Source organism: Salmonella sp. GDC200615 (assembly GCF_050574145.1).
GTDB lineage: Bacteria > Pseudomonadota > Gammaproteobacteria > Enterobacterales > Enterobacteriaceae > Salmonella > Salmonella enterica.
On sequence record NZ_CP192247.1, the window covers coordinates 3,191,876 to 3,217,837 of the forward strand.

The following is a 25,962-nucleotide window of genomic DNA, read 5'->3' on the forward strand; positions in this document are numbered from 1 at the left end:
ATAAAGATCACCACGCCAGAGGGTGGTGTTCTTTATTCTATAAACTCTCTTTCCCGATAAATTAAACGCAATGGATAATGCAACGTTAGCGATTGGTATCGATCTCGGCACCACTAATAGTTTAATCGCCGTCTGGCAAGACGGAGCCGCACAATTAATACCTAATAAATTTGGTGAATATTTAACACCATCCATAATTAGTATGGATGAAAATAAGCAAATTCTGGTGGGAAAACCTGCCGCAGCTCGTAAAACATCTCATCCAGATAAAACCGCTGCCTTATTTAAACGCGCAATGGGCAGTAATACTCACTGGCATTTGGGTGAAGAGTCGTTTAATGCGCCGGAATTATCTTCGCTGGTTTTACGCTCGCTGAAAGAAGATGCGGAAGACTACCTTCAGCAGCCAATCAAGGATGTCGTGATCTCGGTTCCGGCTTATTTCAGCGATGAGCAGCGTAAGCATACACGCCTTGCCGCTGAGCTTGCGGGGTTAAACGCCGTGCGCTTGATCAATGAACCCACGGCGGCGGCAATGGCTTATGGCCTGCATACGCAGCAAAATAGCCGTTCGCTGGTTTTCGATCTGGGGGGCGGAACCTTTGATGTGACCGTTCTGGAATACGCTACGCCGATTATCGAAGTTCACGCCTCCGCTGGCGATAACTACCTCGGCGGCGAAGATTTCACGCATTTGTTGCTTGATGAAGTGCTGAAACGCTGGAACCTCGATAAATCAGCGCTGACGGATAGCGATCTGGCTGCGCTGTATGCCTGTGTTGAAGCCGCAAAATGCGCCAGCAGCTCCCCGCTGCGCATGAGCTGGCTTTATCAGGAGAGCGTTCTGGAAAGCACGTTTTATGACGATGAGCTGGAAGCCCTGTGGCTACCGTTGCTCAACCGGCTGCGCACGCCCATTGAGCAGGCGCTGCGCGACTCCCAACTCAAACCGGAGCAAATTGACAGCCTGGTGCTGGTCGGCGGCGCGTCACAGATGCCGCTGGTGCAACGCATCGCGGTGCGCTTATTCGGTAAATTGCCCTATCAAAGTTACGATCCCAGCACCATCGTGGCGCTTGGCGCCGCAACTCAGGCCGCCTGTCGCCTGCGCCATGAAGACGTTGAAGAGGTGATCCTCACGGATATCTGCCCCTACTCGCTGGGCGTGGAAGTCAACCGACAGGGAGTGCCTGGTATTTTCTCGCCCATCATTGAACGCAATACCACCGTTCCGGTGTCAAAAGTGGAAACGTACTCCACCATGCACCCTGAGCAGGACTCTATTTGCGTCAGGGTATACCAGGGCGAAAGCCATAAGGTGAAAAATAATATCCTGATTGATTCTTTTGACGTCATGCTGAAGCCGAACGGGCACATTCAGGCCATTGATATTCGTTTTAGCTACGATATTAATGGTCTGCTGGAAGTTGACGTGCTGCTGGAAGACGGCAAGAGTGAATCCAGAATCATCAGTCACAATGCCACCTCACTGACGACGCAGCAAATCGACGCCAGCCGCGAGCGGCTGCTGGCGCTGAAAATTTATCCCCGCGATATGCTGATTAACCGGACGTTTAAAGCACAGTTAGAGGAGCAGTGGTCACGCGCGTTAGGCGATGAGTGCGAAATGCTGGGGGAGATTATTACCGATTTCGACGCGGCCCTGCTGTCTAATGATATGCAGCGTGTCGATGACGTACGCCGTCGCGCCTGTGAATATCTGGGTATTGACGAGCCGAAAGCGCCGTAACGGCGCTTTCACTACCCCTGTTCAGAAAAAATGGAAGAATCGATTTAACGCGCAGACAATCAACGCGATCAAACCGACAATCTTCATGATTTTCATCACCCCGCCAGATTCCGCCTGACGGGGTGCTTCGGTTTTCGCTTCAGAAGACAATTTTGTCTCTTCTTTCTCAGCCGCCAGCCTGAGCTCTTCCGCCAGCTCCTTTTTGTCACGAATATCGCCTGGCTTCATGGCGATTTTAGATGACAATGCCTGCGTTATCAGCGCCTCCAGCGGACAGGATTGCCCCTCCTCCAGCCGGATCAGCAGGCGAAAAAAGGGCTTTTCTTTGGGAAACGCTTCCAGCACCACCTGCTCCGCCGTCCGGTACAGATCCAACAGCGGCGTTTCGGGTTCCCCCTGGGTACTCAGCCGTGAATTTGCCCACGCCATCGCTTTTCGCTTATAAAACAGGGAGTCAACAAATGAACGCCCCAGCGGTGATAACCTACCGCTGTGCAAAATGTCGGCCCACAGTAAACGCGTGCGCGCGCTTTCACCGGGGACATATTCGGCATCCGCCATACAGCGCGCTTCGACCGCCATCACCGCCAGCGGGAAGAAATCAGGCCGATGCTGGCGGCACCAGCCCAGCAACAGGTCGTCCGCCTGAGTGGAGGGATAACGCTGCCAGAAATCGCAAAGGTCGGCCAACAGGCTTTCCCCTTCACCGCAGAGCAAACGCTGTTTGCACAGGTAATAGTGCGCATCTTCGTTATCCGGCTCCGCGGCCTGCCAGCGACGAGCAATATCGACCAGTTCCGCCATGCCCCACTGCTCGGCGCTAAACCAGTGTAATAGTTTACGATGCAGCTGTTTATCATCGGGAATTATCCAGGCTCCCTGAACCTGCAGAGCGTCGGCAAAATGTTCGGGATAAAAGCGCCAGATACGCTCAAGCTTAAAAAAGTAGGCGTCAGTTTGGTCTTGAACAACAAGAGGCAATTTGGCCAGACTTAGCAGATCAAACGCATCGCCCCGCTTTACGGTCTCCAGAAATGCTTCCAGCTCTTCTCCATCAGCATCATCTTCTGCTTCCTGCGGCTGCCAGTTCAGACGCTGCGCCAACAATGCCAGGCAAGACAGCGAGATCGTTTCTGTTTTCATGGCGATGTCGCACAACTGCCAGCGCAGCTTATCTATCTCATCCATTGAACACTGGTTCAATTGCTGAATAAATTTCTGCCATGCCGAGGGCTGAAAGCGATCGCGCTCTGATGCCAGCAATTCCCTGAACGCCACCAGTATTTCATGTTCGTCGCCCACCTCTTCCGTTTTTGCGTCCTCCGCAGGCGAGGCGGCCCAGTGCTGCGCTTCTTCATAGGCCTGGCGCAATCGCTTAAAACCCTGCGGATCGCTCTCAGGGTGGAATGAGGGCAACAGGGCAAGATAAGCCTGACGGATACATTCCAGATCGGTGGTAGGTTCAATGCCCAAGATTTCCCAACAGATATTCATAAATCGCTCACTCCTTTAAGCGTTTCCGGGCATGTCGGTTGTTCGTTGAGCGGACGCCACGGTAGCTGCGCATAATAACTCTCTGTCGTAGAGGCCAGTTCATTAAACATCCGCGCGCCTGAAGCGTCGTACTTTAGGTGAGCGAAATATGCCTGTATGGTGTCCCCTTTAGCCTGCCAGTACAGCCGACCCAACGAATAGGCGGCAAAATATTGCGTCCAACCGTCGTAAAAATAGTACGCCCGCGCATAGATACGCGATTGCAGCCACAGGCTTTCCTCTTCCGTCAGCCATTGATTCAACACCCCCATCCGGCATAAAAACCCCATACGCACATAGTCCCAGGCTTTAATGCCTCCGCGCCCGCAGCATAGTGCGGTTTCGGCAACAAATCGCGCATAAATCTGGCCCTGCTCGCCAAACTGCGCGGTAAATTCGCGCCATTGACGAGGAGATAGCGTAAACCAGCGGATATAAAAGGGAGCCAAATCTGCCGCATGACCATCGTCCGTCATCCGATAGATGGTTTGAATAAGATCTTCACGGTTATCAATCCCCCATGAATCGGAGAGATCGACAGCAGGAATTCCGGTATACATTGCTGGAGAGGTATGCGAAGGCTCATTGCCGATATATAGCACCTCCATCGGCGTGGAGAGCGCAAAAAGTAAATATTGTTCTTCCTTGTCCATATTCGATATCCCTAATGCATAAACTGGCGTAATACATGGCCGACAACGCCAATAAATAAAATGATTTTAATCACCTGCCAGAGGCCAAAGCCGCCGCCAGATTCCTCCGTACTCGGCGAAGTCACCGTCGTCACCGGTTCTTCATCTGCGACTACAGCTTCACACGGTGTGGCGACAGCCGCAGCCCGCCCCAGCAACCCGCGAATAACCAGCGCTTCCAACGGGCAGATATCCGGCGCATCAAGCTTCGTTACCAGACTCTGTAACAATGCCGCTGACGGCTCCTCGGCGCACGCCAGGCTATCCGCCACCTGATACAACAGCCAGTATGGATGCTGGCTATGCGCCTCACTCACCGCTGGCGCGCCATAATTCAAACGCCGCGCAATAAAACTTTCGCTTAGCGGCGATAATGCGCCGCTGTGCAGCGCCTCGGCCCACAGCAAGCAGGAACGAGCGCTTGAGCCGGGAATATACAGCAGCTGTTCAGCGTTAATATCCACCTGCTCACGCCCCTCAACCGCCATCACCAGCAGCGGGAAAAAGTCCGGTCGATGCTGACGGCACCAGCGCAGCAACAGATCGTCAAGCTGGGTAGAAGGATGCGCCCACCACTGCGCGTAAAGTTCTGGCAGCAGGCTATCGCCTTCACCGCAAAATACGCGCTGGGCTAAGTAGTAATAACCCGGCGTTGCGTTATCGGGTTCGGCTTCCTGCCATGCCAGGGCGACAGGCAGCAGCTCCGCAATACCCCAGTGCAAGGTGCTGAACCAGCGTAACAGACGTCGTTGAAAGCGTAGATTGTCCGGGATAATCCACGGGCCGTGCTGGGCCATAAGTTGGGCGAAATAGAGAGGATGCTCGAAAAAGGTGTTGTCCAGGGCATCATAAAAAGCAATGGTCTGGTTTTGTACCGCCACTGGCAAATGCAGCAATAGCGAATAATCAAACAGGTCGCCACGGCGGATTTCAAACAAAAGATCCTCCACCTCCTCGGCATCGACATCTCGATTATCACTCCCCTGTTCCCAAGCCAGGCGATCTGACAGCAGTTTCAGACACGAGTAAGAAATAGGAAAGGTCTTCATCGCGATAGCGCACAGCCACCAGCGCGATTTTTCGACCTGTAAAATCGATAATTTATTGATCTGTTGGATAAACTCCTGCCATGCCTGCGGCTGAAAGCGCCGTTCGCCATCCGCCAGCAAATCACCGAATATCTCCCTGAGATAATTCACCCACGGGGTATCGGGATCCTCATCAACCACCGTAATGGCGGGCGATGTTGTCCCCTGCAATGCATTCTCATAGGCTTCTCGCAATTGCTTAAAACCCTGCGGATCGGTTTCCGGATGAAATGACGGAAGCAGCTCCAGATAAGCCTGACGAATGGCGTCGGTATCCGTGGTGGCCTCAATGCCAAGGACTTGCCAACAGGTTTTCATAGATCGCTCACCTCCTGAAGCGTGTCCGGGCATTCAGGGTAATGGGGCAGGTAGCGCCACGGCAGCGTGGCGTAAAAACTGTCCTTCCCTGCGATCAGCTTATTCATCATACGTCGCCCCGCGTCATCAAACTCCTTACGGGCGAATGTCTCGCGTAGCAACGGTAGGTTATCGCCATTCCGTAACTGCCAGTACAAACGCCCGGTGTAATAAGCGCTGAAATACGGCAACCAGCCGGAATAATAGCTGAGCGCGCGAAGCTGTATCCGCGACTGCAGCCACAGGCTCTCCTCTTCCGTCAGCCATTCATTGAGCACGCCCATGCGGCAGAGAAATCCCATCCGCACATAATCCCAACTGCGAATACCACCTTCGCCGCAACACACGGCGGTATCAGCGACGAATCGGGCATAAATGCGATCTCCCTCGTCCAGCGCGTCGGTATACTCCTGCCACTCCTGCGGCGCATACCTAAACCAGCGGCGATATAGCCATTCCAGTTGCGTGGCATGACCGTCATCCGTCATGCGGGAAATGGTCTGAAGCAGTTCATCGCGATTTTCAATACCCCACGACGATTCAAGATCGAAACGTTTTACACCTAAATACATTTTCGGTGACGAATGTGAAGGTAAACAGTCCTCGTTCAATACTTCCATCGGCGAGGAAAGTGCAAAGAGTAAATATTGTGATTCTTTATCCATAATAAATCGCCAAAATATATTCACACCACAAATAAAAACGCAATTGAAAACTAAAATAGAGTACAACAAAGCCAAATCGCAATATATTATTAATCTAAAAAACAATGGCGGGATAAATTAAAAAATGAATCATTCCATAACCAGTCATCCCTGCGACAACGTATCTTTAGCACAATAAACCGAACTGGCGCAGTCAGGAAATAGTGAAGCTCAATATATATTAGGCCGTTTATATAATGACGAATGTATAGATGGCAGCGAAGAGGATAAGCTCTCTTTTTATTGGTTGCAGCAGGCAGCTGAACAAGGACACTGCGAGGCACAATATTGGCTCGGCTTACGATACAAAGACACGCCTACCGACATGAAAGATAATACGCTGGCTTTATTCTGGTCAGAAAAAGCCGCACAGCAAGGACACCGCCACGCTTTCAACACATTAGGCTGGGTTCAGGAAGGAGAAACCGGGATGGCGCCAGATTATGCCCAGGCCGTTGCCTGGTATCGCAAAGGAGCAGAACAGAGCCACAACCTTGCGCAATATAATCTCGGGAGAATGTATCATTCAGGAACTGGCGTAGAGCAAAATGATACACAGGCACTCTACTGGTTTAAACAGGCAGCATTACAAGGCCATTGCGCCAGCCAGGAAAGACTGGCGTATATGTATGGCAATGGGAAAGGATGTCGGAAAAATTTATCCCTTGCCGCCCTTTGGTACAAGAAGAGCGCGCTACAAGAGAGCAGCTACTCGCAATATCAGATGGGCTATTGTTATTACATCGGAAAAGGTATCAAACAAGATTACCAGCAGGCAATATACTGGTTTCGAAAAGCGGCAGACCAGGGTGACAATGATGCCTATAACAGTATCGGCTGGATGTACAAATGCGGTCATGGCGTCGAGCAAAATTATTCGCTAGCACTGGAATGGTTCCACAAATCAGCAGAATGTAACAATTCATCGGGCTGGTACAACCTCGGATGCATGTACAGAGATGGACACGGTACCGCACAAGACCTACAACAAGCGCTCTACTGGTTCAAAAAAGCACAGCCCACGGGCAAATGGAACGTCGATGAAGAGATCCGCAAACTGGAAGCCCAACTGCACGCTTAACATGGCGGACGGCAACCGTCCGCTCACGATAATGAACCTTACGGCTCAAACGGCCTGCGCTGGAACTGATCGTGGCCACACTTCGGGCAGAGCGGCAACACATCCGGCGTGTAAACCGCCAGATGATAGTGGCATTTCTCGCACACCAGATTCCCCAATCCCACCACTTCGCCACTGTGATACACGCCGTGGTGATTCAAATCCTGGAATACCTCGCGCCATTCCAGCTGGGTTTTGTCGGTAATGTCCGCCAGTTCCTGCCAGAGACTCTCTTTAATCACCCGCAAGAAGACGCTATCGTCCTGGCTCTCTTCGTAGCTCATGGCGAACTCTTCCAGATCGCGTCTGACAGCGCGCGTCAGTTCGTCCACCTCGGTTCGCGTTAACTCCCCTGTTTGCATCACGCGCTGGCGCGCCTGCTCCACCAGCGCATCAATGTCGCGCTCGCCATTGCGTAAACGCTCGCTTAATGAGGCCACCAGTTCACGGTAATATTGAGCAACCTTGTTCATCACTTCACCTCTTGGATCGTTAACTGCCTATAATAATAGACGTTATTTGCGTTACGCTTTGCAAGGCTGCCCACAGAGTCTGTAAATTCTTGTCAGGCCGACTCACGTATCCAGCGCGTCAGCGAGGTACGATCGACATTTAACCGTTTCGCCACTAACGATTTATTATCCCTTTCCGCCTCTAATAATTTTCTCAAAATACGCAGGCGAATCGTTTTATAATCGCCAGCCAGCATCTGGCAGTCGTGGCAGGTAGTTGGCTCGCGTCGGCTCCCCTCTTCCAGATCGTCCAGCAAGAGGCGACCCTCATCCAGCGTTGCCGGGGAGTGATCAATAGAGAGTACCAGCCGTTCGATAATATTGCTTAACTGCCTGACGTTTCCGGGCCAGGCGAAGCGCTGAAGCTCTTGCCACAGCGCCGGGGTTAACGTTAGTGCCGGGCGTTTATAATGCTGGCTGAAACTAGTAAGCAGCGACAGGCCGATGGCTTTGATATCCTCCGGACGTTTGCGTAGCGGGATGGTGGTCACTTTTAATACGTTAAGCCGATAGTAAAGATCTTCGCGAAATGTCCCGTCCGCAATGAGCTTCGTTAACGTCTGATTGGTCGCCGCAATCACGCGAATATCAACAGGTATCATCTGGTCTGAGCCCAGCCGCATAATCTGCCGCTCCTGCAATACCCGTAATAAGCGCGTCTGTAGCGGTTTATCCAGCTCTCTAATCTCATCCAGAAAAATGGTACCGTGGTGCGCTAATTCAAACAGGCCTATTTTGCCTTTCGGCGACGCGCCGGTAAATGCGCCGGCGACATAGCCAAAGAGTTCGCTCTCCAGAATCTGAGGGGCCATCGCGCCGCAGTTAATGGCGACAAACGGGCCGTTGACGCGTTGGCTGGCATTATGAATACTTTGCGCCAGCACCTCTTTCCCCGTCCCGCTTTCGCCATTAATTAAGATAGTCGCGTCCGTACCGGCATAATTTTTAATGATCGCCAGACGACGCAGCATTTCCGGGTTTTCGGTAAGCAGATCGTCGAAATGATAGCGGGCGCTCAAGCCGCGGCGAGACAGTTCCTGGCGGCGAACATGATGTTCTGCCCCCTGTAAACTGGAGACGGTTTGCATAGTCAACACTACCCGGCTTAACTGTCTGGCCGCAAATACCGGATACAGATTAACCACCATCGCGCCTTGCGGCGTATCGACGACTTTCGCGCTGACGGTTTTTCCCTCACGTAATGTATGCCGCTCCTGGTGCAATACCTGTTTCAGGAAAGATGCGTCATAAATCTCACCGGAGGCGTTAATTTTAAAAAGTTGGCTCGCATATTTATTGTAATGCAGTAACGCGCCGGTATCATCAAGCGTGATAACAGCTTTATCAAACTGATCGAGAATCAGCTGCAGATGATGACGCTCGAGTAATTGGCTGCGAAAAGCCAGATATAATGAGCGGGCTTCTTCCAGAGCTTCGGTTATTGAGGCGGGGCTGGAATCAAGTAAACGGAATTGCGAGCCCAGCGGTGAAAAATAATCCTGACAAACGGTATCGCCAACAATGCAATCTAATGGCGTGGACGCTAATTGCCGCTTCAGGCAAGAAATCGTTTCTTTATCATTTCCCTGTAAGGTAAAAATTTTATAGTTAATATTTAACTGCTCCGCTACGCGCGCGCATCCTTTGATCACACTGGAAAAGCCGACAATACCGACAGTGCCTTTTTGTCCTTTAAAAGGGATAAGCGCATCAAGAATGTCGTAGCCGGACATTTTAATTTCGACTACCGGTAATTTACTGTGCTTTTTTAATATTTCCGCACATCCGCCACGACTAATCAGTACCTGGTGCCCACGGGACTCTAATAAAGGTAGCTCATCCAGGATACGATTAAGCGTCGTTTGATGAATAGTGACGGCGTAATCCAACTGCGCGACCAGCGCCTCGGCAGCCTTTGCCAGTTGCGGGTAAGGAGAGACAAAACAGAGAGGAGATGCGGCTATATCTTTCGTCTTATTCATCACTCACCATCCTGTTGGTTTATGAACGGGCGAGACCGCCCGTCGTGATTTATTTTCCGCCGAAACGCTAACCGCCTGCGGCGGCTGGGTTCAGTTTACGATCGTAGCGTTTTTTTATCCATACGGTCAGGAAGGGGGCGCACAGAGCGGTAATAATCGTCGAGGCCGCCACCTGTGCCGCCGCCGTCGACGCCAGGTCGGTAAAATGCGGATCGAGCAGCGCGATTGCCGCTGGCGTCGCGACGGCGTTGCCAGAGGTGGTGGATACCGCCGCGCCTGCCACGCCACTGCCTCCCGTCACACGATCGGCGAAAATATTAAAAAATCCGCCAATCGCCACCGTCATGAGTCCCAGTAAAATGCCTGAAGAACCTGCCGTGATAAGTCTTGCGAAATCAATACCGTATCCTAACCCAAAGGCAAAAAAGGGAATCGTTACCACGCTGCCCTGTTTAAGAAACTTGCGCATGTCCTCATCCAGATTACCCAAAATCATGCCAATGATAATGGGAATAATAACCGCCACCAGATTCATAAAGGGTATCGACACCATGCCTGCCGACCCTAACGCCAGCATGGTGAAAAAGGGACCATCGTTCAACGATATTACCGCAATCGCGCCGCCGTCGGTTTCATCGCCGTACTCCCCCACCAACGCGGCATATAACCCACTGTTCGAGTTGGTCATCGCCGAAATAATCGCTAAAGCCGACAGACCTAATAACCCATCCGGGCCGCAAAATTTCCCGACCAGAATGCCAATAATCACGCCGCTGGCAAATTTCGCAAAGGTGATCGCAGCGCCTTTTTTCAACGCTTTCGGCGCGGCTTTAAACTGGATATCCGCGCCCATACAGACTAAAAACATGCCTAAAATCGCCATTGCGCCATGCGAAATAGAGGTGACAAAACCGCCTATTTCCAGCGCCTCCGGCGCAAAAGTTTTAAACAATGCGCCGATGATTAGCGGTACAACCATCATACCACCAGGAAAACGTTCCAGTGTTTTTTTAATTTTCATAGCTTATTCCCAGGAGATAACCGGACAGCTTGTGCTGCCCGATTTGGTATCAGAACGTCGGCGCGATCTTATAAATAGAGAATTCGTTATGACCTAAATCTTCTGATTTAGTCGTTTTCCCATTCGCGACGCGTAAAATTTCCTGATAAATTTCCTCGCCCATTTGCGTAATAGAAGCCTCGCCAGACATAATGGCGGACACATCAATATCAATATTGTCCTGCATCATTTCCCACGTTGCTTTATTACCCGTAATTTTTATTACCGGCGCTATTGGGTTACCGGCAGGCGTTCCGCGACCGGTAGTAAAAATAACGATCTGCGCTCCACCCGCCACCATGCCGGAAATAGATTCAATATCCTGCCCCGGGGTATCCATAATCCACAGGCCCGGATGCGTTGGACTATCGGCATATTCCAGGACGCCCTGTAACGGCGCATGACCTGCTTTATGCATACAGCCTAACGATTTTTCTTCAATGGTAGTCAACCCGCCTTTAATATTGCCCGGCGTCGGCTGTCCCCCGCGAATATCCTCGCCCAGCGCTTTTGCTCGCGCCTCGCAGCCGACCACTAAATCAATAAGCTGTTGACCAACCTCCGGCGTCACCGCGCGTTTCGCCATCACATGCTCGGCGCCAATAAATTCCGTCGTTTCAGAAAGAATTGAGCTTCCGCCGCAGCGTATCAGCTTATCCGAGGCGACCCCGCAGGAAGGGTTAGACGCCAGCCCCGATGTCGTATCTGACCCGCCGCACTCCATCGCCAGCAGCAGCTCGCTAACCGGTGCTTGCTGCGGTTTTTGCATGGAGAGTTGTTGCGCATAGTCGCGGGCCAGCGAAATCCCCCGAGCCTGACATTTAAGCGTGCCGCCCTCTTCCTGAATGGTAATGCAGGAGGTCGGTTTGCCAAATGCGGTAATCTCTTCTGCGATGCGCAGCGGCTCCGCGCCTTCACAGCCTAAGCCCACAACCACAATAGCGCCGACGTTGGGATTATTCGCCACATTAATCAATGTCTTTTCCGTCAGACGCGCATCGCCTGCCACCTGGCAGCAGCCAAAATCGTTATTCACCCATGTCGCGCCTTTTACCTGCCGGGCAATATCCTGGGCAACTTTATTCGCACAAACGCTGGTAGGTAAAATCAGTACATAATTACGGATGCCAAAACGGCCGTCAGGGCGGCGGAACCCCAAAAAAGTCTCATTGCTCATAATCATTTTCCCTTGTTTTATATTATTTCCAGTCACCACGTCCGCGTTCGCTTTCCACATTGTGGACGTGCACATAGTCGCCACTTTTTATTTCCTGAGTGGCACGGCCAATGGATTCGCCATATTTATAAACTTCGCCATGAAAAGGCACATCGCAGATGGCGAATTTGTGGCCAAATGGCACATCCTGATGTAACACAACGCTTATCTCGCGTTCGCCAATGAACATTGTGGCGGTTTCGCCGGCCTTGAGCGCCGTAATAGCCGTCGCGACGCAATCCTGAGGGTGAATCACCACTGCATTTTTTTCACGATTAACTCCTTTGCTTTAGTCCTGTCTTCCCTAATCAAAAGGCGTGCCATTTTTTAACTGCTTCATTTATATAACTTTATTTTCATGAGCCGATCTGGCGGTGACAGGAACTGCGGTAATTTGCCTCAGTCGTGTCGCATTTTGCGTCACCTCCTCACGGACGCCTGGCGCGACAAATGTTCTACCCCCTGTTTTGACGTGCGTGTTTGGGCTATGCTATGCGGATCTAAACACCACCTCTAAAGCTACATTTGTAGCTGTATCGAAAACAGGACTACTGGCTGCCATGCAAGAGCAATACCGCCCGGAAGAGATAGAATCCAAAGTACAGCTTCACTGGGATGAGAAGCGCACATTTGAAGTGACCGAAGACGAGAGCAAAGAGAAGTATTACTGCCTGTCGATGCTTCCCTATCCTTCTGGCCGACTACACATGGGCCACGTACGTAACTACACCATCGGCGACGTGGTTGCCCGCTACCAGCGTATGCTGGGCAAAAACGTGCTGCAGCCAATCGGCTGGGACGCCTTCGGCCTGCCGGCAGAAGGCGCGGCGGTGAAGAACAACACCGCGCCGGCGCCGTGGACGTACGACAACATCGCGTACATGAAAAACCAGCTCAAAACGCTGGGTTTTGGCTATGACTGGAGCCGTGAAATCGCGACCTGCACCCCGGAATACTACCGCTGGGAACAGAAATTCTTCACCGAGCTGTATAAAAAAGGCCTGGTGTACAAGAAGACTTCTGCCGTTAACTGGTGCCCGAACGATCAGACCGTTCTCGCCAACGAACAGGTGATCGACGGCTGCTGCTGGCGCTGCGACACCAAAGTTGAGCGTAAAGAGATCCCACAGTGGTTTATCAAAATCACCGCTTACGCAGACGAACTGTTGCGCGATCTGGATAAGCTGGACCACTGGCCTGATACCGTAAAAACGATGCAGCGCAACTGGATTGGCCGCTCTGAAGGCGTGGAAATCACCTTCGATGTGAAGGGTTACGATAACACGCTGACCGTCTATACCACCCGTCCGGATACCTTTATGGGCGCCACTTACCTGGCGGTGGCCGCCGGTCATCCGCTGGCGCAAAAAGCGGCGGCGAACAACGCCGAGCTGGCGGCGTTCATCGACGAATGCCGTAACACCAAAGTGGCCGAAGCCGAAATGGCGACCATGGAGAAAAAAGGCGTCGACACCGGCTTTAAAGCGACTCATCCGTTAACTGGCGAAGAGATCCCGGTCTGGGCGGCAAACTTTGTCCTGATGGAGTACGGCACTGGCGCGGTGATGGCCGTTCCGGGTCACGATCAGCGCGACTACGAATTTGCCTCCAAATACGGTTTGACCATCAAGCCGGTGATTCTGGCCGCCGACGGTTCCGAGCCGGATCTTTCCGAACAGGCGCTGACCGAAAAAGGCGTGCTGTTTAACTCCGGCGAGTTCGACGGTCTGGCCTTTGAAGCGGCGTTTAACGCCATTGCCGATAAACTGGCGGAAAAAGGCGTCGGCGAACGTAAAGTGAACTATCGTCTGCGTGACTGGGGCGTTTCCCGTCAGCGTTACTGGGGCGCGCCGATCCCGATGGTCACCCTGGAAGACGGCACCGTGCTGCCGACGCCGGAAGATCAACTGCCGGTTATTTTGCCGGAAGACGTCGTCATGGACGGCATCACCAGCCCGATCAAGGCCGATCCTGAGTGGGCGAAAACCACCGTTAACGGGATGCCGGCGCTGCGTGAAACCGACACCTTCGACACCTTTATGGAATCGTCATGGTACTACGCGCGTTACACCTGCCCGCAGTATCAGGAAGGAATGCTGGATTCGAAAGCGGCAAACTACTGGCTGCCAGTCGACATCTACATCGGCGGTATTGAACATGCCATCATGCACCTGCTCTACTTCCGCTTCTTCCATAAGCTGATGCGCGATGCGGGCATGGTCACCTCTGACGAGCCGGCTAAGAAGTTGCTGTGTCAGGGCATGGTGCTGGCGGATGCGTTCTATTATGTCGGCGAGAACGGCGAACGTAACTGGGTTTCGCCAGTTGACGCTATCGTCGAGCGCGATGAAAAAGGCCGCATCGTCAAAGCAAAAGACGCAGCGGGTCATGAGCTGGTCTACACTGGCATGAGTAAAATGTCCAAGTCGAAAAATAACGGTATCGACCCGCAGGTAATGGTTGAACGTTATGGCGCGGACACGGTACGCCTGTTTATGATGTTCGCTTCTCCGGCGGATATGACTCTGGAATGGCAGGAGTCCGGCGTAGAAGGCGCAAACCGCTTTATTAAACGCGTCTGGAAGCTGGTTTACGAACACACCGCTAAAGGTCCTGTCGCGGCGCTGAACGTCGATGCGCTGAGCGAAGATCAAAAAGCGCTGCGTCGCGATGTGCATAAAACCATTGCCAAAGTGACCGATGATGTCGGCCGCCGTCAGACGTTCAACACCGCCATTGCGGCGATCATGGAGTTGATGAACAAACTGGCGAAAGCCCCGCAGGAAGGCGAACAAGACCGCGCACTGCTTCAGGAAGCGCTGCAGGCCGTCGTGCGTATGCTTAACCCGTTCACCCCGCACGTCTGCTTTACCTTGTGGCAGGAACTGGGCGGCGAAGGTGATATCGACAACGCGCCGTGGCCGGTTGCCGACGAGCAGGCAATGGTGGAAAACACCACGCTGGTTGTCGTGCAGGTTAACGGTAAAGTTCGCGGTAAGATCACCGTTGCGGTGGATGCCACCGAAGAACAGGTGCGTGAACGTGCAGGCCAGGAACATCTGGTGGCAAAATATCTTGATGGCGTTACCGTGCGTAAAGTGATTTACGTTCCGGGTAAACTCCTCAATCTGGTTGTTGGCTAAGCGCGGGAGGAAGCGTGCGATATCTGGTAACACTGTTGTTATCTCTGGCTGTGCTGGTCACCGCCGGATGCGGCTGGCATCTGCGTAGCACTACGCAGGTTCCGGCTTCAATGAAAACGATGATCCTCGATTCCGGCGATCCGAACGGTCCGCTAAGTCGTGCGGTACGTAATCAGTTACGGCTGAATAACGTAAACCTGCTTGATAAAGACACAACGCGCAAAGACGTTCCGTCTCTGCGGCTTGGAACGGTGACTATTTCGCAGGATACGGCGTCAGTGTTCCAGGACGGCCAGACGGCGGAATATCAGATGGTGATGACCGTCAATGCCTCGGTATTGATTCCGGGCCATGACATCTATCCTATCAGCACGAAAGTGTACCGTTCGTTCTTCGATAACCCGCAGATGGCGTTGGCGAAGGATAACGAGCAGGCCATGATCGTTCAGGAGATGTACGACAAAGCCGCTGAACAGCTGATTCGTAAGCTGACCAGCGTCCGCGCGGCGGATATTCAGGCGACGAAAGAGGAGGCTACCGCCGACAATGAGACGGCGGCGCCCGCCTCTACGCCAGCACGCGTCTCCACTACGCTGAGTAACTAATGATCAGGTTGTATCCCGAACAACTCCGCGCGCAGCTCAACGAAGGGCTGCGCGCGGCATATCTGCTATTGGGCAACGATCCGCTGCTGCTGCAGGAAAGTCAGGACGCTATTCGTCTGGCGGCTGCGTCGCAAGGCTTCGAAGAGCACCACGCTTTTACTCTCGATCCCAGTACCGACTGGGGATCGCTTTTCTCACTCTGCCAGGCGATGAGCCTGTTCGCCAGCCGTCAAACGCTGGTGCTGCAACTGCCGGAAAACGGGCCTAACGCGGCAATGAATGAGCAACTCGCCACCCTGAGCGAGCTGCTGCATGACGACCTGTTATTAATAGTACGCGGAAACAAGCTCACCAAAGCGCAGGAAAACGCCGCCTGGTATACCGCGCTGGCAGACCGTAGCGTTCAGGTCAGTTGTCAGACGCCGGAGCAGGCGCAGCTTCCCCGCTGGGTGGCCGCCAGAGCGAAAGCACAGAATTTGCAACTGGATGACGCCGCGAACCAACTGCTGTGCTATTGCTATGAGGGCAATCTGTTGGCGCTGGCGCAGGCGCTGGAACGGCTGTCGCTGCTTTGGCCTGACGGTAAGTTAACGCTTCCTCGCGTGGAGCAGGCCGTCAATGACGCCGCCCACTTTACCCCTTTCCACTGGGTGGATGCGTTACTGATGGGGAAAAGCAAACGCGCGCTGCATATCCTGCAACAGCTACGCCTTGAAGGCAGCGAACCGGTTATTCTGCTGCGCACCCTCCAGCGAGAGCTGCTGCTACTGGTAAATCTCAAACGTCAGTCCGCGCATACGCCGTTACGCGCGCTGTTTGATAAACACCGGGTCTGGCAAAACCGTCGCCCCATGATCGGCAACGCGTTGCTGCGTCTCCATCCTGCACAGCTTCGCCAGGCCGTGCAGTTACTGACGCGTACAGAAATTACGCTCAAACAGGATTATGGTCAGTCGGTATGGGCAGACCTTGAAGGGCTGTCGCTCCTGCTCTGCCATAAGGCGCTGGCAGACGTATTTATTGATGGGTGATATGAAATCGTTACAGGCTTTATTCGGCGGCACCTTTGATCCGGTGCATTATGGACATCTTAAACCTGTTGAAACGCTGGCGAATCTGATCGGCTTATCGCGGGTGATTATTATGCCTAACAATGTGCCGCCGCATCGCCCCCAGCCGGAAGCCTCCAGCGCGCAGCGTAAATATATGCTGGAGCTGGCTATCGACGATAAGCCGCTTTTTACGCTGGATGAACGCGAGCTACAGCGAAACGCGCCCTCTTACACTGCGCAAACGCTGAAAGCATGGCGCGAAGAACAGGGGCCCGAAGCGCCGCTGGCGTTTATTATCGGCCAGGACTCGCTACTTAACTTCCCCACCTGGCATGATTACGACACCATCCTTGATAACACTCACCTGATCGTTTGTCGTCGTCCGGGCTATCCCCTTGAAATGACGCAGGCGCAACACCAGCAGTGGCTGGAACAGCATCTGACCCATACGCCGGACGATCTGCACCAGTTGCCAGCCGGTAAAATTTACCTGGCGGAAACGCCCTGGCTTAATATCTCCGCAACCCTCATCCGCGAACGGCTGGAAAAAGGCGAATCCTGCGACGATCTGTTGCCGGAAAACGTGCTGAACTACATCAATCAGCAGGGGCTATACCGGTAAGCACATTGCGCAGCGCCGCCAGCAGACGCTCGTTTTGCGCAGCGCTGCGTATCGCCACACGATAATAGCGGCTGTCCAGCCCCGGGTAGTTAGCGCAGCTACGGATTAAAATCCGCTGCGTCAGCAACCGTCGCTGCAGATCAATATCCTCTCGCTCACAGCGTAACAACAGATAGTTTGCCCGCCCGGGATAAACCGTCAGCAGGGGGAGCTGACAAAGCGCCTGATAAAACCGGGCGCCCTCCTCCCGTAACCAATGCCAGGTCGCCTGTTGCCAGGCGCTATCCTGTAACGCTACCTCACCGGCAAGCGCCGCCAGCGCGTTAATCGACCACGGCATTTGTTGGCGACGCATCCGCGCTACCGCCGCGTCATCGCTATTGACGAGATATCCCAACCGCAGGCCGGGAATGGCATAAAATTTGGTCAGCGAACGCAGCACCCAGATATGCGGATTATCTTTAAGAGCAGGAATAAAGCCCGCCTCATGCGGAATAAAATCGATAAACGCTTCATCCAGGATCAGGTTAATGTTCAGCGATTTGCAGCGATCGGCAATGGCCTGTAATAACTGCCGCTCCGGCAGCAGGCCGGTAGGATTATTGGGCGTACACAGAAACAGGCAGTCCAGATCGGGCGTCAACGCCTCAAGAATGGCATCGGTAAGCTGCCAGCCATCCGCTTCGCGTAGAGACCAGCGACGAATTTCACAGCCACTTTGCGCCAGCGCCCGGCCATACTCCGCGAAACCTGGCGTGACAATCATTGCACGACGCGGTTTAAGACCGCTCGCCACGGTAAAGATTGACTCCGTCTCGCCATTTCCCGCCAGTATCCACGATGCCGGCACCTGATGATGACGCGCCAGCGCCTGGTGCAAATGAAAATAATCGGCGTCCGGGTAGCGCTCAATGCAGTCCAGATTGTCGATAAGCGCGCGTTTCACGCTGACAGGCATACCCAGCGGATTAATGTTTGCGCTAAAATCCAGTAACTGGTCAGGCGAGATGCCCAACACCGTCGCGGCTTCCCGAATATTACCGCCATGCGCGCTGTTGAATAACGCCATTATGCCTCCGGCCAAAAAACGCTATTTTAGTGAAAAAAACGTTGCGCAATCAGGGGCATTATCATGTTTTGCGCATTTAACCTCATGAGGAATACCATGCGATTGTGGCTGGTGCGTCATGGCGAAACCGAGGCCAATGTCGCCGGGTTGTATAGCGGACATGCTCCCACGCCGTTAACGGAAAAAGGGATTGGCCAGGCGAAAACGCTACATACTTTATTGCGCCACGCGCCATTTGACCGGGTGTTATGCAGCGAGCTGGAGCGCGCGCGCCATACCGCCCGGCTCGTACTGGAGGGCCGGGATGTGCCGCAACACATCTTACCTGAGCTTAATGAGATGTACTTTGGCGACTGGGAAATGCGCCATCACCGCGACCTCACCCATGAAGATGCCGAAAGCTATGCCGCCTGGTGTACGGACTGGCAGAATGCGGTTCCGACCAATGGCGAGGGTTTTCAGGCTTTTACCCGGCGCGTAGAGCGCTTTATCTCGCGACTCGACGCGTTTAGCGATTGCCAGAACCTGCTGATCGTCAGCCATCAGGGCGTACTCAGCCTGTTGATTGCCCGTCTGCTCGCAATGCCCGCCGCCTCGCTATGGCATTTCCGGGTAGAACAGGGATGCTGGAGCGCAATCGACATATGCGAAGGGTTCGCCACCCTGAAAGTATTAAATAGTCGTGCCGTCTGGCGGCCTGAGTGATGAATTTTCCGTTTTTTCTCGCCGCAGCGGTTTCGCCCATTGACAGCCCCCGACAGGCTGTTATTCTCCGCAGCCAGGCTTTTTTCACCTTGCAGAGCTTTGCAGAAATTGTTTTACAAAAATGGCGATGCTTTCTGTGACGTGGGATGGGATGATAATCTGGTTTTAAACGCCGATCCGGCGACATAAGTCCCGGTATCGCCGCTGATTCAGGTATACTACACGGCGTCCCGCCGGAAGGTTAGCGTTAACTCGCAACGCCTTACCGGTCCAGCCTGTTGGCCTTTTTTCTATCGTTATAACGCAATTATTCACCCAGGGGGAAAACTTGCAGGGTAAAGCACTCCAGGATTTTGTTATCGACAAAATTGATGACCTGAAAGGTCAGGACATCATCGCCTTAGATGTTCAGGGTAAATCCAGTATCACCGACTGTATGATTATTTGTACCGGCACCTCCAGCCGTCACGTTATGTCTATTGCCGACCACGTGGTGCAGTCGTCGCGCGCGGCCGGTATGCTGCCATTGGGCGTCGAAGGCGAAAATGCGGCTGACTGGATTGTCGTCGATTTGGGCGATGTGATTGTGCATGTCATGCAGGAAGAAAGTCGCCGCCTGTATGAACTGGAAAAACTCTGGAGTTAATGCGTGAAGCTGCAACTTGTCGCTGTCGGCACGAAGATGCCCGACTGGGTTCAAACGGGATTTACGGAATATCTGCGTCGTTTTCCGAAAGATATGCCCTTTGAGCTGATCGAAATCCCTGCGGGCAAACGCGGCAAGAACGCGGATATCAAACGCATTCTCGACAAAGAGGGCGAGCAGATGCTGGCCGCCGCCGGTAAGAATCGCATTGTTACCCTGGATATTCCAGGCAAGCCGTGGGATACGCCGCAGTTAGCCAATGAGCTGGAGCGCTGGAAACAGGACGGGCGCGACGTCAGTTTGCTGATTGGCGGCCCGGAAGGATTATCTCCCGCCTGCAAAGCGGCAGCGGAACAGAGCTGGTCGCTCTCGGCGTTAACGCTCCCTCACCCGCTGGTTCGAGTTCTGGTTGCGGAGAGTTTGTACCGGGCGTGGAGCATCACAACCAACCACCCTTATCACCGTGAGTGATCGTGAAGTCTTGAGAAGATTAAGCAGCGGATGAAACGACAAAATTCTTTTCGTGACTATACGGCTGAGTCCGCACTGTTTGTGCGTCGGGCGCTGGTCGCCTTTTTGGGTATTTTGCTGCTGACCGGCGTACTGATCGCCAATTTGTATAATCTGCAAATCCTTCGTTTTACCGATTACCAGACCCGCTCGAACGAAAACCGTATCAAGCTGGTGCCAATTGCGCCAAGCCGCGGGATAATCTACGACCGTAACGGCATTCCCCTTGCGCTGAACCGCACTATCTATCAGATTGAAATGATGCCGGAAAAGGTGGATAACGTTCAGCAAACGCTGGATGCGCTACGCAGTGTGGTCGATTTAAACGACGACGATATCGCCGCCTTTAAAAAAGAGCGCGCCCGATCCCATCGCTTTACTTCTATTCCGGTGAAAACAAACCTGACGGAAGTTCAGGTCGCGCGCTTTGCCGTCAACCAGTACCGTTTTCCGGGCGTCGAAGTCAAAGGCTATAAACGCCGCTATTATCCATACGGATCGGCGCTGACCCACGTTATCGGCTACGTATCGAAAATCAATGATAAAGACGTCGAGCGTCTCGACAGAGAAAACAAACTGGCGAACTACGCCGCCACCCATGACATCGGCAAGCTGGGCATTGAGCGCTACTATGAAGATATTCTGCATGGGCAAACCGGTTATGAAGAGGTTGAAGTCAACAACCGCGGTCGCGTTATTCGCCAACTCAAAGAGGTGCCGCCGCAGGCCGGACACGATATCTACCTGACGCTGGATCTCAAGCTCCAGCAGTATATTGAAACGCTGCTGGCAGGCAGTCGCGCGGCGGTGATTGTCACCGATCCGCGTACCGGCGGCGTGCTATCGCTGGTCTCCATGCCAAGTTACGACCCTAACCTTTTCGTGGATGGCATCTCCAGCAAAGATTATTCCGGGCTGCTTAACGACCCGAACACGCCATTAGTGAACCGCGCGACTCAGGGTGTCTACCCACCTGCTTCTACCGTTAAGCCTTACGTCGCCGTATCGGCGTTAAGCGCTGGCGTCATCACCCGTAACACCAGTCTTTTCGACCCTGGCTGGTGGCAGTTGCCGGGGTCTGAGAAACGTTATCGCGACTGGAAAAAATGGGGCCACGGGCATCTGAATATCACCAAATCCCTTGAAGAGTCGGCGGATACCTTCTTCTATCAGGTTGCCTATGATATGGGGATCGATCGCCTGTCAGAATGGATGGGTAAGTTCGGCTATGGTCACTACACCGGAATTGATCTCGCAGAAGAGCGCTCTGGTAATATGCCGACCCGCGAGTGGAAACAGAAACGCTTTAAAAAACCGTGGTATCAGGGCGATACGATTCCGGTGGGCATCGGCCAGGGTTACTGGACAGCGACGCCGATTCAGATGAGTAAGGCGCTGATGATCCTTATTAACGACGGTGTAGTTAAAGTCCCGCACCTGTTAATGAGCACCGCGGAAAACGGTAAACAGGTGCCGTGGGTACAGCCGCATGAGCCGCCGGTGGGCGATATTCACTCCGGCTACTGGGAAATTGCGAAAGATGGCATGTATGGCGTCGCCAACCGCCCTAACGGCACAGCGCATAAATATTTTGCCAGCGCGCCCTATAAAATCGCGGCGAAGTCGGGCACCGCGCAGGTCTTTGGCCTGAAGGCCAACGAAACGTACAATGCGCATAAAATCGCCGAGCGCCTGCGCGACCATAAATTAATGACCGCCTTTGCGCCGTATAACAATCCCCAGGTCGCCGTCGCGATCATCCTTGAAAACGGCGGTGCAGGCCCGGCAGTAGGCACAATCATGCGCCAAATCCTTGATCACATCATGCTGGGCGACAACAACACCCATTTGCCTGCGGAAAACCCGGTGGTTGCAGCGGCGGAGGACCAATAATCATGACGGATAATCCGAACAAAAAAACCTTCTGGGATAAAATTCATATCGATCCCACGATGCTACTCATTCTGCTGGCGTTACTGGTTTACAGCGCGTTGGTCATCTGGAGCGCCAGCGGCCAGGACATCGGCATGATGGAGCGTAAAATCGGTCAGATTGCGATGGGGCTGGTGGTCATGGTGGTGATGGCGCAGATCCCGCCGCGCGTGTATGAAGGCTGGGCGCCCTATCTTTATATCATTTGTATCATTTTGCTGGTCGCCGTTGATGCCTTCGGCGCAATATCCAAAGGCGCGCAGCGCTGGCTCGATCTGGGAATCGTTCGCTTTCAGCCTTCGGAAATAGCCAAAATCGCCGTGCCGCTGATGGTCGCCCGCTTTATTAACCGTGACGTCTGCCCGCCCTCGCTGAAAAATACCGCCATCGCCCTGGTATTAATCTTTATGCCTACCCTGCTGGTCGCCGCCCAGCCGGACCTGGGGACGTCTATTCTGGTCGCCCTTTCCGGTCTCTTTGTCCTATTTTTGTCTGGCCTGAGCTGGCGCTTAATTGGGGTCGCCATTGTATTGATCGCTGCGTTTATTCCTATTTTGTGGTTTTTCCTGATGCACGATTACCAACGCCAGCGCGTCATGATGCTCCTTGATCCGGAGACCGATCCGCTGGGCGCGGGCTATCATATTATTCAGTCTAAAATCGCCATTGGCTCAGGCGGCCTGCGCGGTAAAGGCTGGCTCCACGGCACCCAGTCGCAGCTGGAGTTTTTACCCGAACGCCATACCGACTTTATTTTCGCGGTACTGGCGGAAGAGCTCGGTCTGGTGGGCATCCTGATTCTGCTCGCGCTCTATATTTTGCTAATAATGCGCGGTCTGTGGATTGCCGCCAGAGCGCAAACTACATTTGGTCGCGTGATGGCTGGCGGATTAATGTTAATATTATTCGTTTATGTCTTCGTAAATATTGGTATGGTGAGCGGTATTCTGCCTGTGGTTGGAGTACCTTTACCCCTAGTCAGCTACGGGGGCTCCGCACTGATTGTGCTGATGGCCGGGTTCGGGATTGTGATGTCGATCCACACCCACAGAAAAATGTTGTCGAAAAGCGTATAAGGGGTGCGCAATGCGTAAGCAGTTGCCTGTAATCTGCGTCGCGGCAGGGATAGTACTACTCGCGGCATGTACTAATGACGGCGGTCAGCAGCAAACCACCGTCGCGCCGCAACCTGCGGTATGTAATGGTCCGACTGTGGAAATCAGCGGAGCGGAACCGCGTTATGAACCTCTGAATCCGACCGCAAACCAGGATTATCAACGTGACGGTAAAAGTTATAAAATCGCTCAGGACCCGTCCCGCTTTAGCCAGGCTGGCCTGGCCGCTATTTATGATGCGGAACCCGGCAGTAATTTAACCGCCTCCGGGGAGATGTTCGATCCGATGCAGCTTACCGCCGCCCATCCGACACTGCCTATCCCCAGCTATGCGCGAATCACCAACCTGGCCAACGGTCGCATGATCGTCGTGCGTATTAACGATCGCGGCCCCTATGGCACCGATCGGGTCATCTCCCTGTCCCGCGCGGCGGCGGATCGTCTGAATACCTCGAATAATACTAAAGTACGGATTGACCCTATTATCGTGGCGCCGGATGGTTCGCTCTCCGGCCCGGGGATGGCCTGTACGACGGTGGCGAAACAGACCTACGCTCTGCCCCCGCGCCCTGATTTAAGCGGCGGAATGGGAAGCGCCTCTTCAGCGCCTGCGCAACCGCAAGGCGACGTTCTTCCGGTCAGTAATTCCACGTTGAAAAGTGACGATACCACCGGTGCGCCGGTGAGCAGTAGCGGCTTCCTCGGCGCGCCGACTACGCTGGCGCCTGGCGTGCTGGAGAGTAATGAACCGACGCCGACACCACAGACAGCGCCGGTTTCCGCGCCGGTGACGGCTCCAGCGACTGCGACGCCGGTAAGCGCGCCTGCTGCCGCGGCCCCGGTATCTGCCCCGGTGAGTGCGCCAGCCGCCGCGGCGAGCGGTCGTTTCGTCGTCCAGGTCGGCGCCGTCAGCGATCAAACGCGCGCGCAGCAGTACCAACAGCGTTTAAGCCAGCAGTTCAGCGTACCAGGGCGCGTAATACAAAACGGCGCGGTCTGGCGTATTCAACTGGGGCCTTTTGCCAGTAAAGCCGAAGCCAGCGCGTTACAGCAACGTTTGCAAACAGAAGCACAATTACAGTCCTTTATCGCCAGCGCGCAGTAACCGATCGCAGGTATCTGTACTGTCAATTTCTGTAAATGACATTAACAAAGTCACGCGGAAAGTCAGATGCCTGCCAGTTATGCTTTTGCTATAGTAGGGCTCTTTTTTTAATTTCATCACGGACGTCGTAGTTCAGACCATGAAGACCACTTTTTCCGCTCGTTTTATGCAGCGCATGGCGCTCACCACGGCGCTTTGTGCCGCGTTTATCTCAACCGCACATGCCGATGACCTGAATATCAAAACTATGATCCCGGGCGTTCCGCAGATCGATGCGGAATCCTACATCCTGATCGACTACAACTCCGGCAAAGTTCTGGCGGAACAAAACGCCGACGAACGTCGCGACCCGGCTAGTCTGACGAAGATGATGACCAGTTACGTCATCGGACAGGCAATGAAAGCGGGTAAATTTAAAGAAACCGACCTGGTTACCGTCGGTAATGACGCCTGGGCCACCGGCAATCCGGTATTTAAAGGTTCCTCGCTGATGTTCCTCAAGCCGGGAATGCAGGTACCGGTCTCTCAGTTGATACGCGGCATCAATCTGCAATCCGGCAATGACGCCTGTGTGGCGATGGCTGATTTCGCCGCCGGTAGCCAGGATGCTTTCGTCGGGCTGATGAACAGCTATGTGAACGCGTTGGGGCTGAAAAATACCCACTTCCAGACCGTACACGGCCTGGACGCCGACGGACAATACAGTTCAGCTCGCGATATGGCGCTGATTGGTCAGGCGTTAATTCGCGATGTGCCGAACGAATATGCCGTTTATAAAGAAAAAGAGTTCACCTTTAACGGCATTCGCCAGCTAAACCGTAACGGTCTGCTGTGGGATAACAGCCTGAATGTGGACGGCATCAAAACCGGCCATACCAGCAAAGCGGGCTATAATCTGGTCGCTTCCGCAACCGAAGGTCAGATGCGATTGATTTCCGCCGTGATGGGCGGACGGACCTATAAAGGCCGTGAAACAGAAAGCAAAAAACTGCTGACGTGGGGCTTCCGTTTCTTTGAAACCGTTAATCCGCTGAAGGCTGGTAAAGAGTTCGCCTCTGAACCCGCCTGGTTTGGTAATACCGATCGCGCCTCGCTGGGCGTTGATAAAGACGTTTACCTGACGATCCCTCGCGGTCGCATGAAAGATTTGAAAGCGAGCTATGTACTGAATACCGCAGAACTGCACGCGCCGCTGCAGAAAAACCAGGTGGTTGGCACTATCAACTTCCAGCTGGACGGTAAAACCATCGAGCAGCGTCCGCTGGTCGTACTGCAAGAGATCCCGGAAGGGAACTTCCTCGGTAAAATCATTGATTACATTAAATTAATGTTCCATCACTGGTTTGGATAAAAATTGAACGCTTGAAAGTGTGATTTTCGTCCCCATATACTATGCATCAGTAAAACTCCCGCCCTGTGGCGGGAGTTGTTATTTTTTTACGTA

The 25,962-nt window shown here is 53.4% G+C and carries 22 protein-coding genes and 1 pseudogene; 13 read left to right on the plus strand and 10 right to left on the minus strand.

What is annotated here, in order from left to right; translation table 11 throughout:
- The first annotated feature begins 70 nt into the window (after window positions 1–70).
- Window positions 71–1,750, plus strand: coding sequence for a molecular chaperone HscC (hscC, locus tag ACQ29O_RS15440; RefSeq protein WP_000368033.1), 1,680 nt, complete (start codon window positions 71–73; stop codon window positions 1,748–1,750).
- Between the two features lie 21 nt (window positions 1,751–1,771).
- Here hscC and ACQ29O_RS15445 read toward each other — a convergent pair whose 3' ends face one another.
- The 4 genes from ACQ29O_RS15445 to ACQ29O_RS15460 are packed head-to-tail and all read right to left on the minus strand — an operon-like array spanning window position 1,772 to window position 6,085.
- Window positions 1,772–3,244: a J domain-containing protein gene (locus ACQ29O_RS15445; protein ID WP_001017760.1), complete on the minus strand. Its 1,473-nt coding sequence runs from the start codon at window positions 3,242–3,244 to the stop codon at window positions 1,772–1,774.
- On the minus strand, window positions 3,241–3,936 hold the full coding sequence (locus ACQ29O_RS15450; protein ID WP_000356624.1) for a DUF1266 domain-containing protein: 696 nt from the start codon (window positions 3,934–3,936) through the stop codon (window positions 3,241–3,243). The genes ACQ29O_RS15445 and ACQ29O_RS15450 overlap by 4 nt, the downstream gene beginning before the upstream one ends.
- 11 nt (window positions 3,937–3,947) lie before the next feature.
- Window positions 3,948–5,381 (minus strand): J domain-containing protein, encoded by a 1,434-nt coding sequence (locus tag ACQ29O_RS15455; RefSeq protein ID WP_023211974.1) that lies wholly within the window; start codon window positions 5,379–5,381, stop codon window positions 3,948–3,950.
- Complete coding sequence (locus tag ACQ29O_RS15460) at window positions 5,378–6,085, minus strand: DUF1266 domain-containing protein (protein WP_001575803.1); 708 nt, start codon at window positions 6,083–6,085, stop codon at window positions 5,378–5,380. Before ACQ29O_RS15460 ends, ACQ29O_RS15455 begins: the two co-directional genes overlap by 4 nt.
- Window positions 6,086–6,269: 184 nt before the next feature.
- On the opposite strand from ACQ29O_RS15460, the gene ACQ29O_RS15465 reads away from it, so the two are divergent.
- Entirely contained in the window at window positions 6,270–7,205 is a 936-nt protein-coding gene (locus ACQ29O_RS15465) for a tetratricopeptide repeat protein (protein ID WP_223557438.1), read from the plus strand.
- A 38-nt stretch (window positions 7,206–7,243) separates the two neighbouring features.
- Here the strand turns inward: ACQ29O_RS15465 and ACQ29O_RS15470 are convergent, their stop codons facing one another.
- The 5 genes and pseudogenes from ACQ29O_RS15470 to ACQ29O_RS15490 all read right to left on the minus strand — a co-directional run bounded on the left by ACQ29O_RS15470 (window position 7,244) and on the right by ACQ29O_RS15490 (window position 12,338).
- Window positions 7,244–7,717, minus strand: a complete 474-nt coding sequence (locus tag ACQ29O_RS15470) for a zinc ribbon-containing protein (RefSeq protein ID WP_001044884.1) — start codon at window positions 7,715–7,717, stop codon at window positions 7,244–7,246.
- A gap of 92 nt (window positions 7,718–7,809) precedes the next feature.
- Window positions 7,810–9,738, minus strand: coding sequence for a sigma-54 interaction domain-containing protein (locus tag ACQ29O_RS15475; RefSeq protein WP_001044180.1), 1,929 nt, complete (start codon window positions 9,736–9,738; stop codon window positions 7,810–7,812).
- Window positions 9,739–9,805: 67 nt separating this feature from the next.
- Window positions 9,806–10,759, minus strand: coding sequence for a 2-keto-3-deoxygluconate permease (locus ACQ29O_RS15480; RefSeq protein ID WP_000694480.1), 954 nt, complete (start codon window positions 10,757–10,759; stop codon window positions 9,806–9,808).
- Window positions 10,760–10,808: 49 nt separating this feature from the next.
- Window positions 10,809–11,981 carry a UxaA family hydrolase gene (locus tag ACQ29O_RS15485; RefSeq protein WP_001670689.1) on the minus strand — a complete coding sequence of 391 codons (1,173 nt, stop codon included), beginning with the start codon at window positions 11,979–11,981 and terminating at the stop codon, window positions 10,809–10,811.
- Between the two features lie 16 nt (window positions 11,982–11,997).
- Window positions 11,998–12,338 (minus strand): annotated as a pseudogene (locus ACQ29O_RS15490) (UxaA family hydrolase).
- Between the two features lie 236 nt (window positions 12,339–12,574).
- Here ACQ29O_RS15490 and leuS point away from each other — a divergent pair.
- Genes leuS through nadD form a run of 4 tightly spaced genes read left to right on the plus strand, consistent with a single transcriptional unit; the run spans window position 12,575 to window position 17,436 of the window.
- Window positions 12,575–15,157 (plus strand): leucine--tRNA ligase, encoded by a 2,583-nt coding sequence (gene leuS / locus ACQ29O_RS15495; RefSeq protein ID WP_001157914.1) that lies wholly within the window; start codon window positions 12,575–12,577, stop codon window positions 15,155–15,157.
- A gap of 14 nt (window positions 15,158–15,171) precedes the next feature.
- Complete coding sequence (gene lptE, locus ACQ29O_RS15500; protein ID WP_001269950.1) at window positions 15,172–15,762, plus strand: LPS assembly lipoprotein LptE; 591 nt, start codon at window positions 15,172–15,174, stop codon at window positions 15,760–15,762.
- Window positions 15,762–16,793 (plus strand): DNA polymerase III subunit delta, encoded by a 1,032-nt coding sequence (gene holA, locus ACQ29O_RS15505; RefSeq protein WP_000620493.1) that lies wholly within the window; start codon window positions 15,762–15,764, stop codon window positions 16,791–16,793. Before lptE ends, holA begins: the two co-directional genes overlap by 1 nt.
- Window position 16,794: 1 nt before the next feature.
- On the plus strand, window positions 16,795–17,436 hold the full coding sequence (gene nadD / locus ACQ29O_RS15510) for a nicotinate-nucleotide adenylyltransferase (protein ID WP_001675307.1): 642 nt from the start codon (window positions 16,795–16,797) through the stop codon (window positions 17,434–17,436).
- Here nadD and cobD read toward each other — a convergent pair.
- Complete coding sequence (gene cobD / locus ACQ29O_RS15515) at window positions 17,411–18,505, minus strand: threonine-phosphate decarboxylase CobD (RefSeq protein WP_001173257.1); 1,095 nt, start codon at window positions 18,503–18,505, stop codon at window positions 17,411–17,413. The two genes, nadD and cobD, sit on opposite strands and share 26 nt — an antisense overlap.
- A 96-nt stretch (window positions 18,506–18,601) precedes the next feature.
- On the opposite strand from cobD, the gene ACQ29O_RS15520 reads away from it, so the two are divergent.
- The 7 genes from ACQ29O_RS15520 to dacA all read left to right on the plus strand — a co-directional run bounded on the left by ACQ29O_RS15520 (window position 18,602) and on the right by dacA (window position 25,869).
- On the plus strand, window positions 18,602–19,210 hold the full coding sequence (locus tag ACQ29O_RS15520) for an adenosylcobalamin/alpha-ribazole phosphatase (protein WP_001241922.1): 609 nt from the start codon (window positions 18,602–18,604) through the stop codon (window positions 19,208–19,210).
- A 328-nt stretch (window positions 19,211–19,538) separates the two neighbouring features.
- Window positions 19,539–19,856 carry a ribosome silencing factor gene (gene rsfS, locus ACQ29O_RS15525; RefSeq protein ID WP_001161670.1) on the plus strand — a complete coding sequence of 106 codons (318 nt, stop codon included), beginning with the start codon at window positions 19,539–19,541 and terminating at the stop codon, window positions 19,854–19,856.
- Window positions 19,857–19,859: 3 nt separating this feature from the next.
- Window positions 19,860–20,327, plus strand: coding sequence for a 23S rRNA (pseudouridine(1915)-N(3))-methyltransferase RlmH (rlmH, locus tag ACQ29O_RS15530; protein ID WP_000776107.1), 468 nt, complete (start codon window positions 19,860–19,862; stop codon window positions 20,325–20,327).
- 30 nt (window positions 20,328–20,357) lie between these two features.
- The gene (gene mrdA, locus ACQ29O_RS15535; protein ID WP_000828700.1) at window positions 20,358–22,259 is read left to right on the plus strand and encodes a peptidoglycan DD-transpeptidase MrdA; all 1,902 of its coding nucleotides are present in this window, start codon (window positions 20,358–20,360) and stop codon (window positions 22,257–22,259) included.
- Between the two features lie 2 nt (window positions 22,260–22,261).
- Window positions 22,262–23,374, plus strand: coding sequence for a peptidoglycan glycosyltransferase MrdB (mrdB, locus tag ACQ29O_RS15540; RefSeq protein WP_000131713.1), 1,113 nt, complete (start codon window positions 22,262–22,264; stop codon window positions 23,372–23,374).
- 10 nt (window positions 23,375–23,384) lie between these two features.
- Window positions 23,385–24,518: an endolytic peptidoglycan transglycosylase RlpA gene (rlpA, locus tag ACQ29O_RS15545; RefSeq protein ID WP_045161186.1), complete on the plus strand. Its 1,134-nt coding sequence runs from the start codon at window positions 23,385–23,387 to the stop codon at window positions 24,516–24,518.
- A 139-nt stretch (window positions 24,519–24,657) separates the two neighbouring features.
- The gene (dacA, locus tag ACQ29O_RS15550; protein ID WP_000858712.1) at window positions 24,658–25,869 is read left to right on the plus strand and encodes a D-alanyl-D-alanine carboxypeptidase DacA; all 1,212 of its coding nucleotides are present in this window, start codon (window positions 24,658–24,660) and stop codon (window positions 25,867–25,869) included.
- Window positions 25,870–25,962: the final 93 nt, after the last annotated feature.

Excerpts from the sequence above, each read along its gene's own strand:
- hscC (WP_000368033.1), top strand. The coding sequence starts at position 71 with ATGGATAATGCAACGTTAGCGATTGGTATCGATCTCGGCACCACTAAT.
- ACQ29O_RS15445 (WP_001017760.1), bottom strand. The coding sequence starts at position 3,244 with ATGAATATCTGTTGGGAAATCTTGGGCATTGAACCTACCACCGATCTG.
- ACQ29O_RS15450 (WP_000356624.1), bottom strand. The coding sequence starts at position 3,936 with ATGGACAAGGAAGAACAATATTTACTTTTTGCGCTCTCCACGCCGATG.
- ACQ29O_RS15455 (WP_023211974.1), bottom strand. The coding sequence starts at position 5,381 with ATGAAAACCTGTTGGCAAGTCCTTGGCATTGAGGCCACCACGGATACC.
- ACQ29O_RS15460 (WP_001575803.1), bottom strand. The coding sequence starts at position 6,085 with ATGGATAAAGAATCACAATATTTACTCTTTGCACTTTCCTCGCCGATG.
- ACQ29O_RS15470 (WP_001044884.1), bottom strand. The coding sequence starts at position 7,717 with ATGAACAAGGTTGCTCAATATTACCGTGAACTGGTGGCCTCATTAAGC.
- ACQ29O_RS15475 (WP_001044180.1), bottom strand. The coding sequence starts at position 9,738 with ATGAATAAGACGAAAGATATAGCCGCATCTCCTCTCTGTTTTGTCTCT.
- ACQ29O_RS15480 (WP_000694480.1), bottom strand. The coding sequence starts at position 10,759 with ATGAAAATTAAAAAAACACTGGAACGTTTTCCTGGTGGTATGATGGTT.
- ACQ29O_RS15485 (WP_001670689.1), bottom strand. The coding sequence starts at position 11,981 with ATGATTATGAGCAATGAGACTTTTTTGGGGTTCCGCCGCCCTGACGGC.
- leuS (WP_001157914.1), top strand. The coding sequence starts at position 12,575 with ATGCAAGAGCAATACCGCCCGGAAGAGATAGAATCCAAAGTACAGCTT.
- holA (WP_000620493.1), top strand. The coding sequence starts at position 15,762 with ATGATCAGGTTGTATCCCGAACAACTCCGCGCGCAGCTCAACGAAGGG.
- nadD (WP_001675307.1), top strand. The coding sequence starts at position 16,795 with ATGAAATCGTTACAGGCTTTATTCGGCGGCACCTTTGATCCGGTGCAT.
- cobD (WP_001173257.1), bottom strand. The coding sequence starts at position 18,505 with ATGGCGTTATTCAACAGCGCGCATGGCGGTAATATTCGGGAAGCCGCG.
- ACQ29O_RS15520 (WP_001241922.1), top strand. The coding sequence starts at position 18,602 with ATGCGATTGTGGCTGGTGCGTCATGGCGAAACCGAGGCCAATGTCGCC.
- mrdA (WP_000828700.1), top strand. The coding sequence starts at position 20,358 with ATGAAACGACAAAATTCTTTTCGTGACTATACGGCTGAGTCCGCACTG.
- mrdB (WP_000131713.1), top strand. The coding sequence starts at position 22,262 with ATGACGGATAATCCGAACAAAAAAACCTTCTGGGATAAAATTCATATC.
- rlpA (WP_045161186.1), top strand. The coding sequence starts at position 23,385 with ATGCGTAAGCAGTTGCCTGTAATCTGCGTCGCGGCAGGGATAGTACTA.
- dacA (WP_000858712.1), top strand. The coding sequence starts at position 24,658 with ATGAAGACCACTTTTTCCGCTCGTTTTATGCAGCGCATGGCGCTCACC.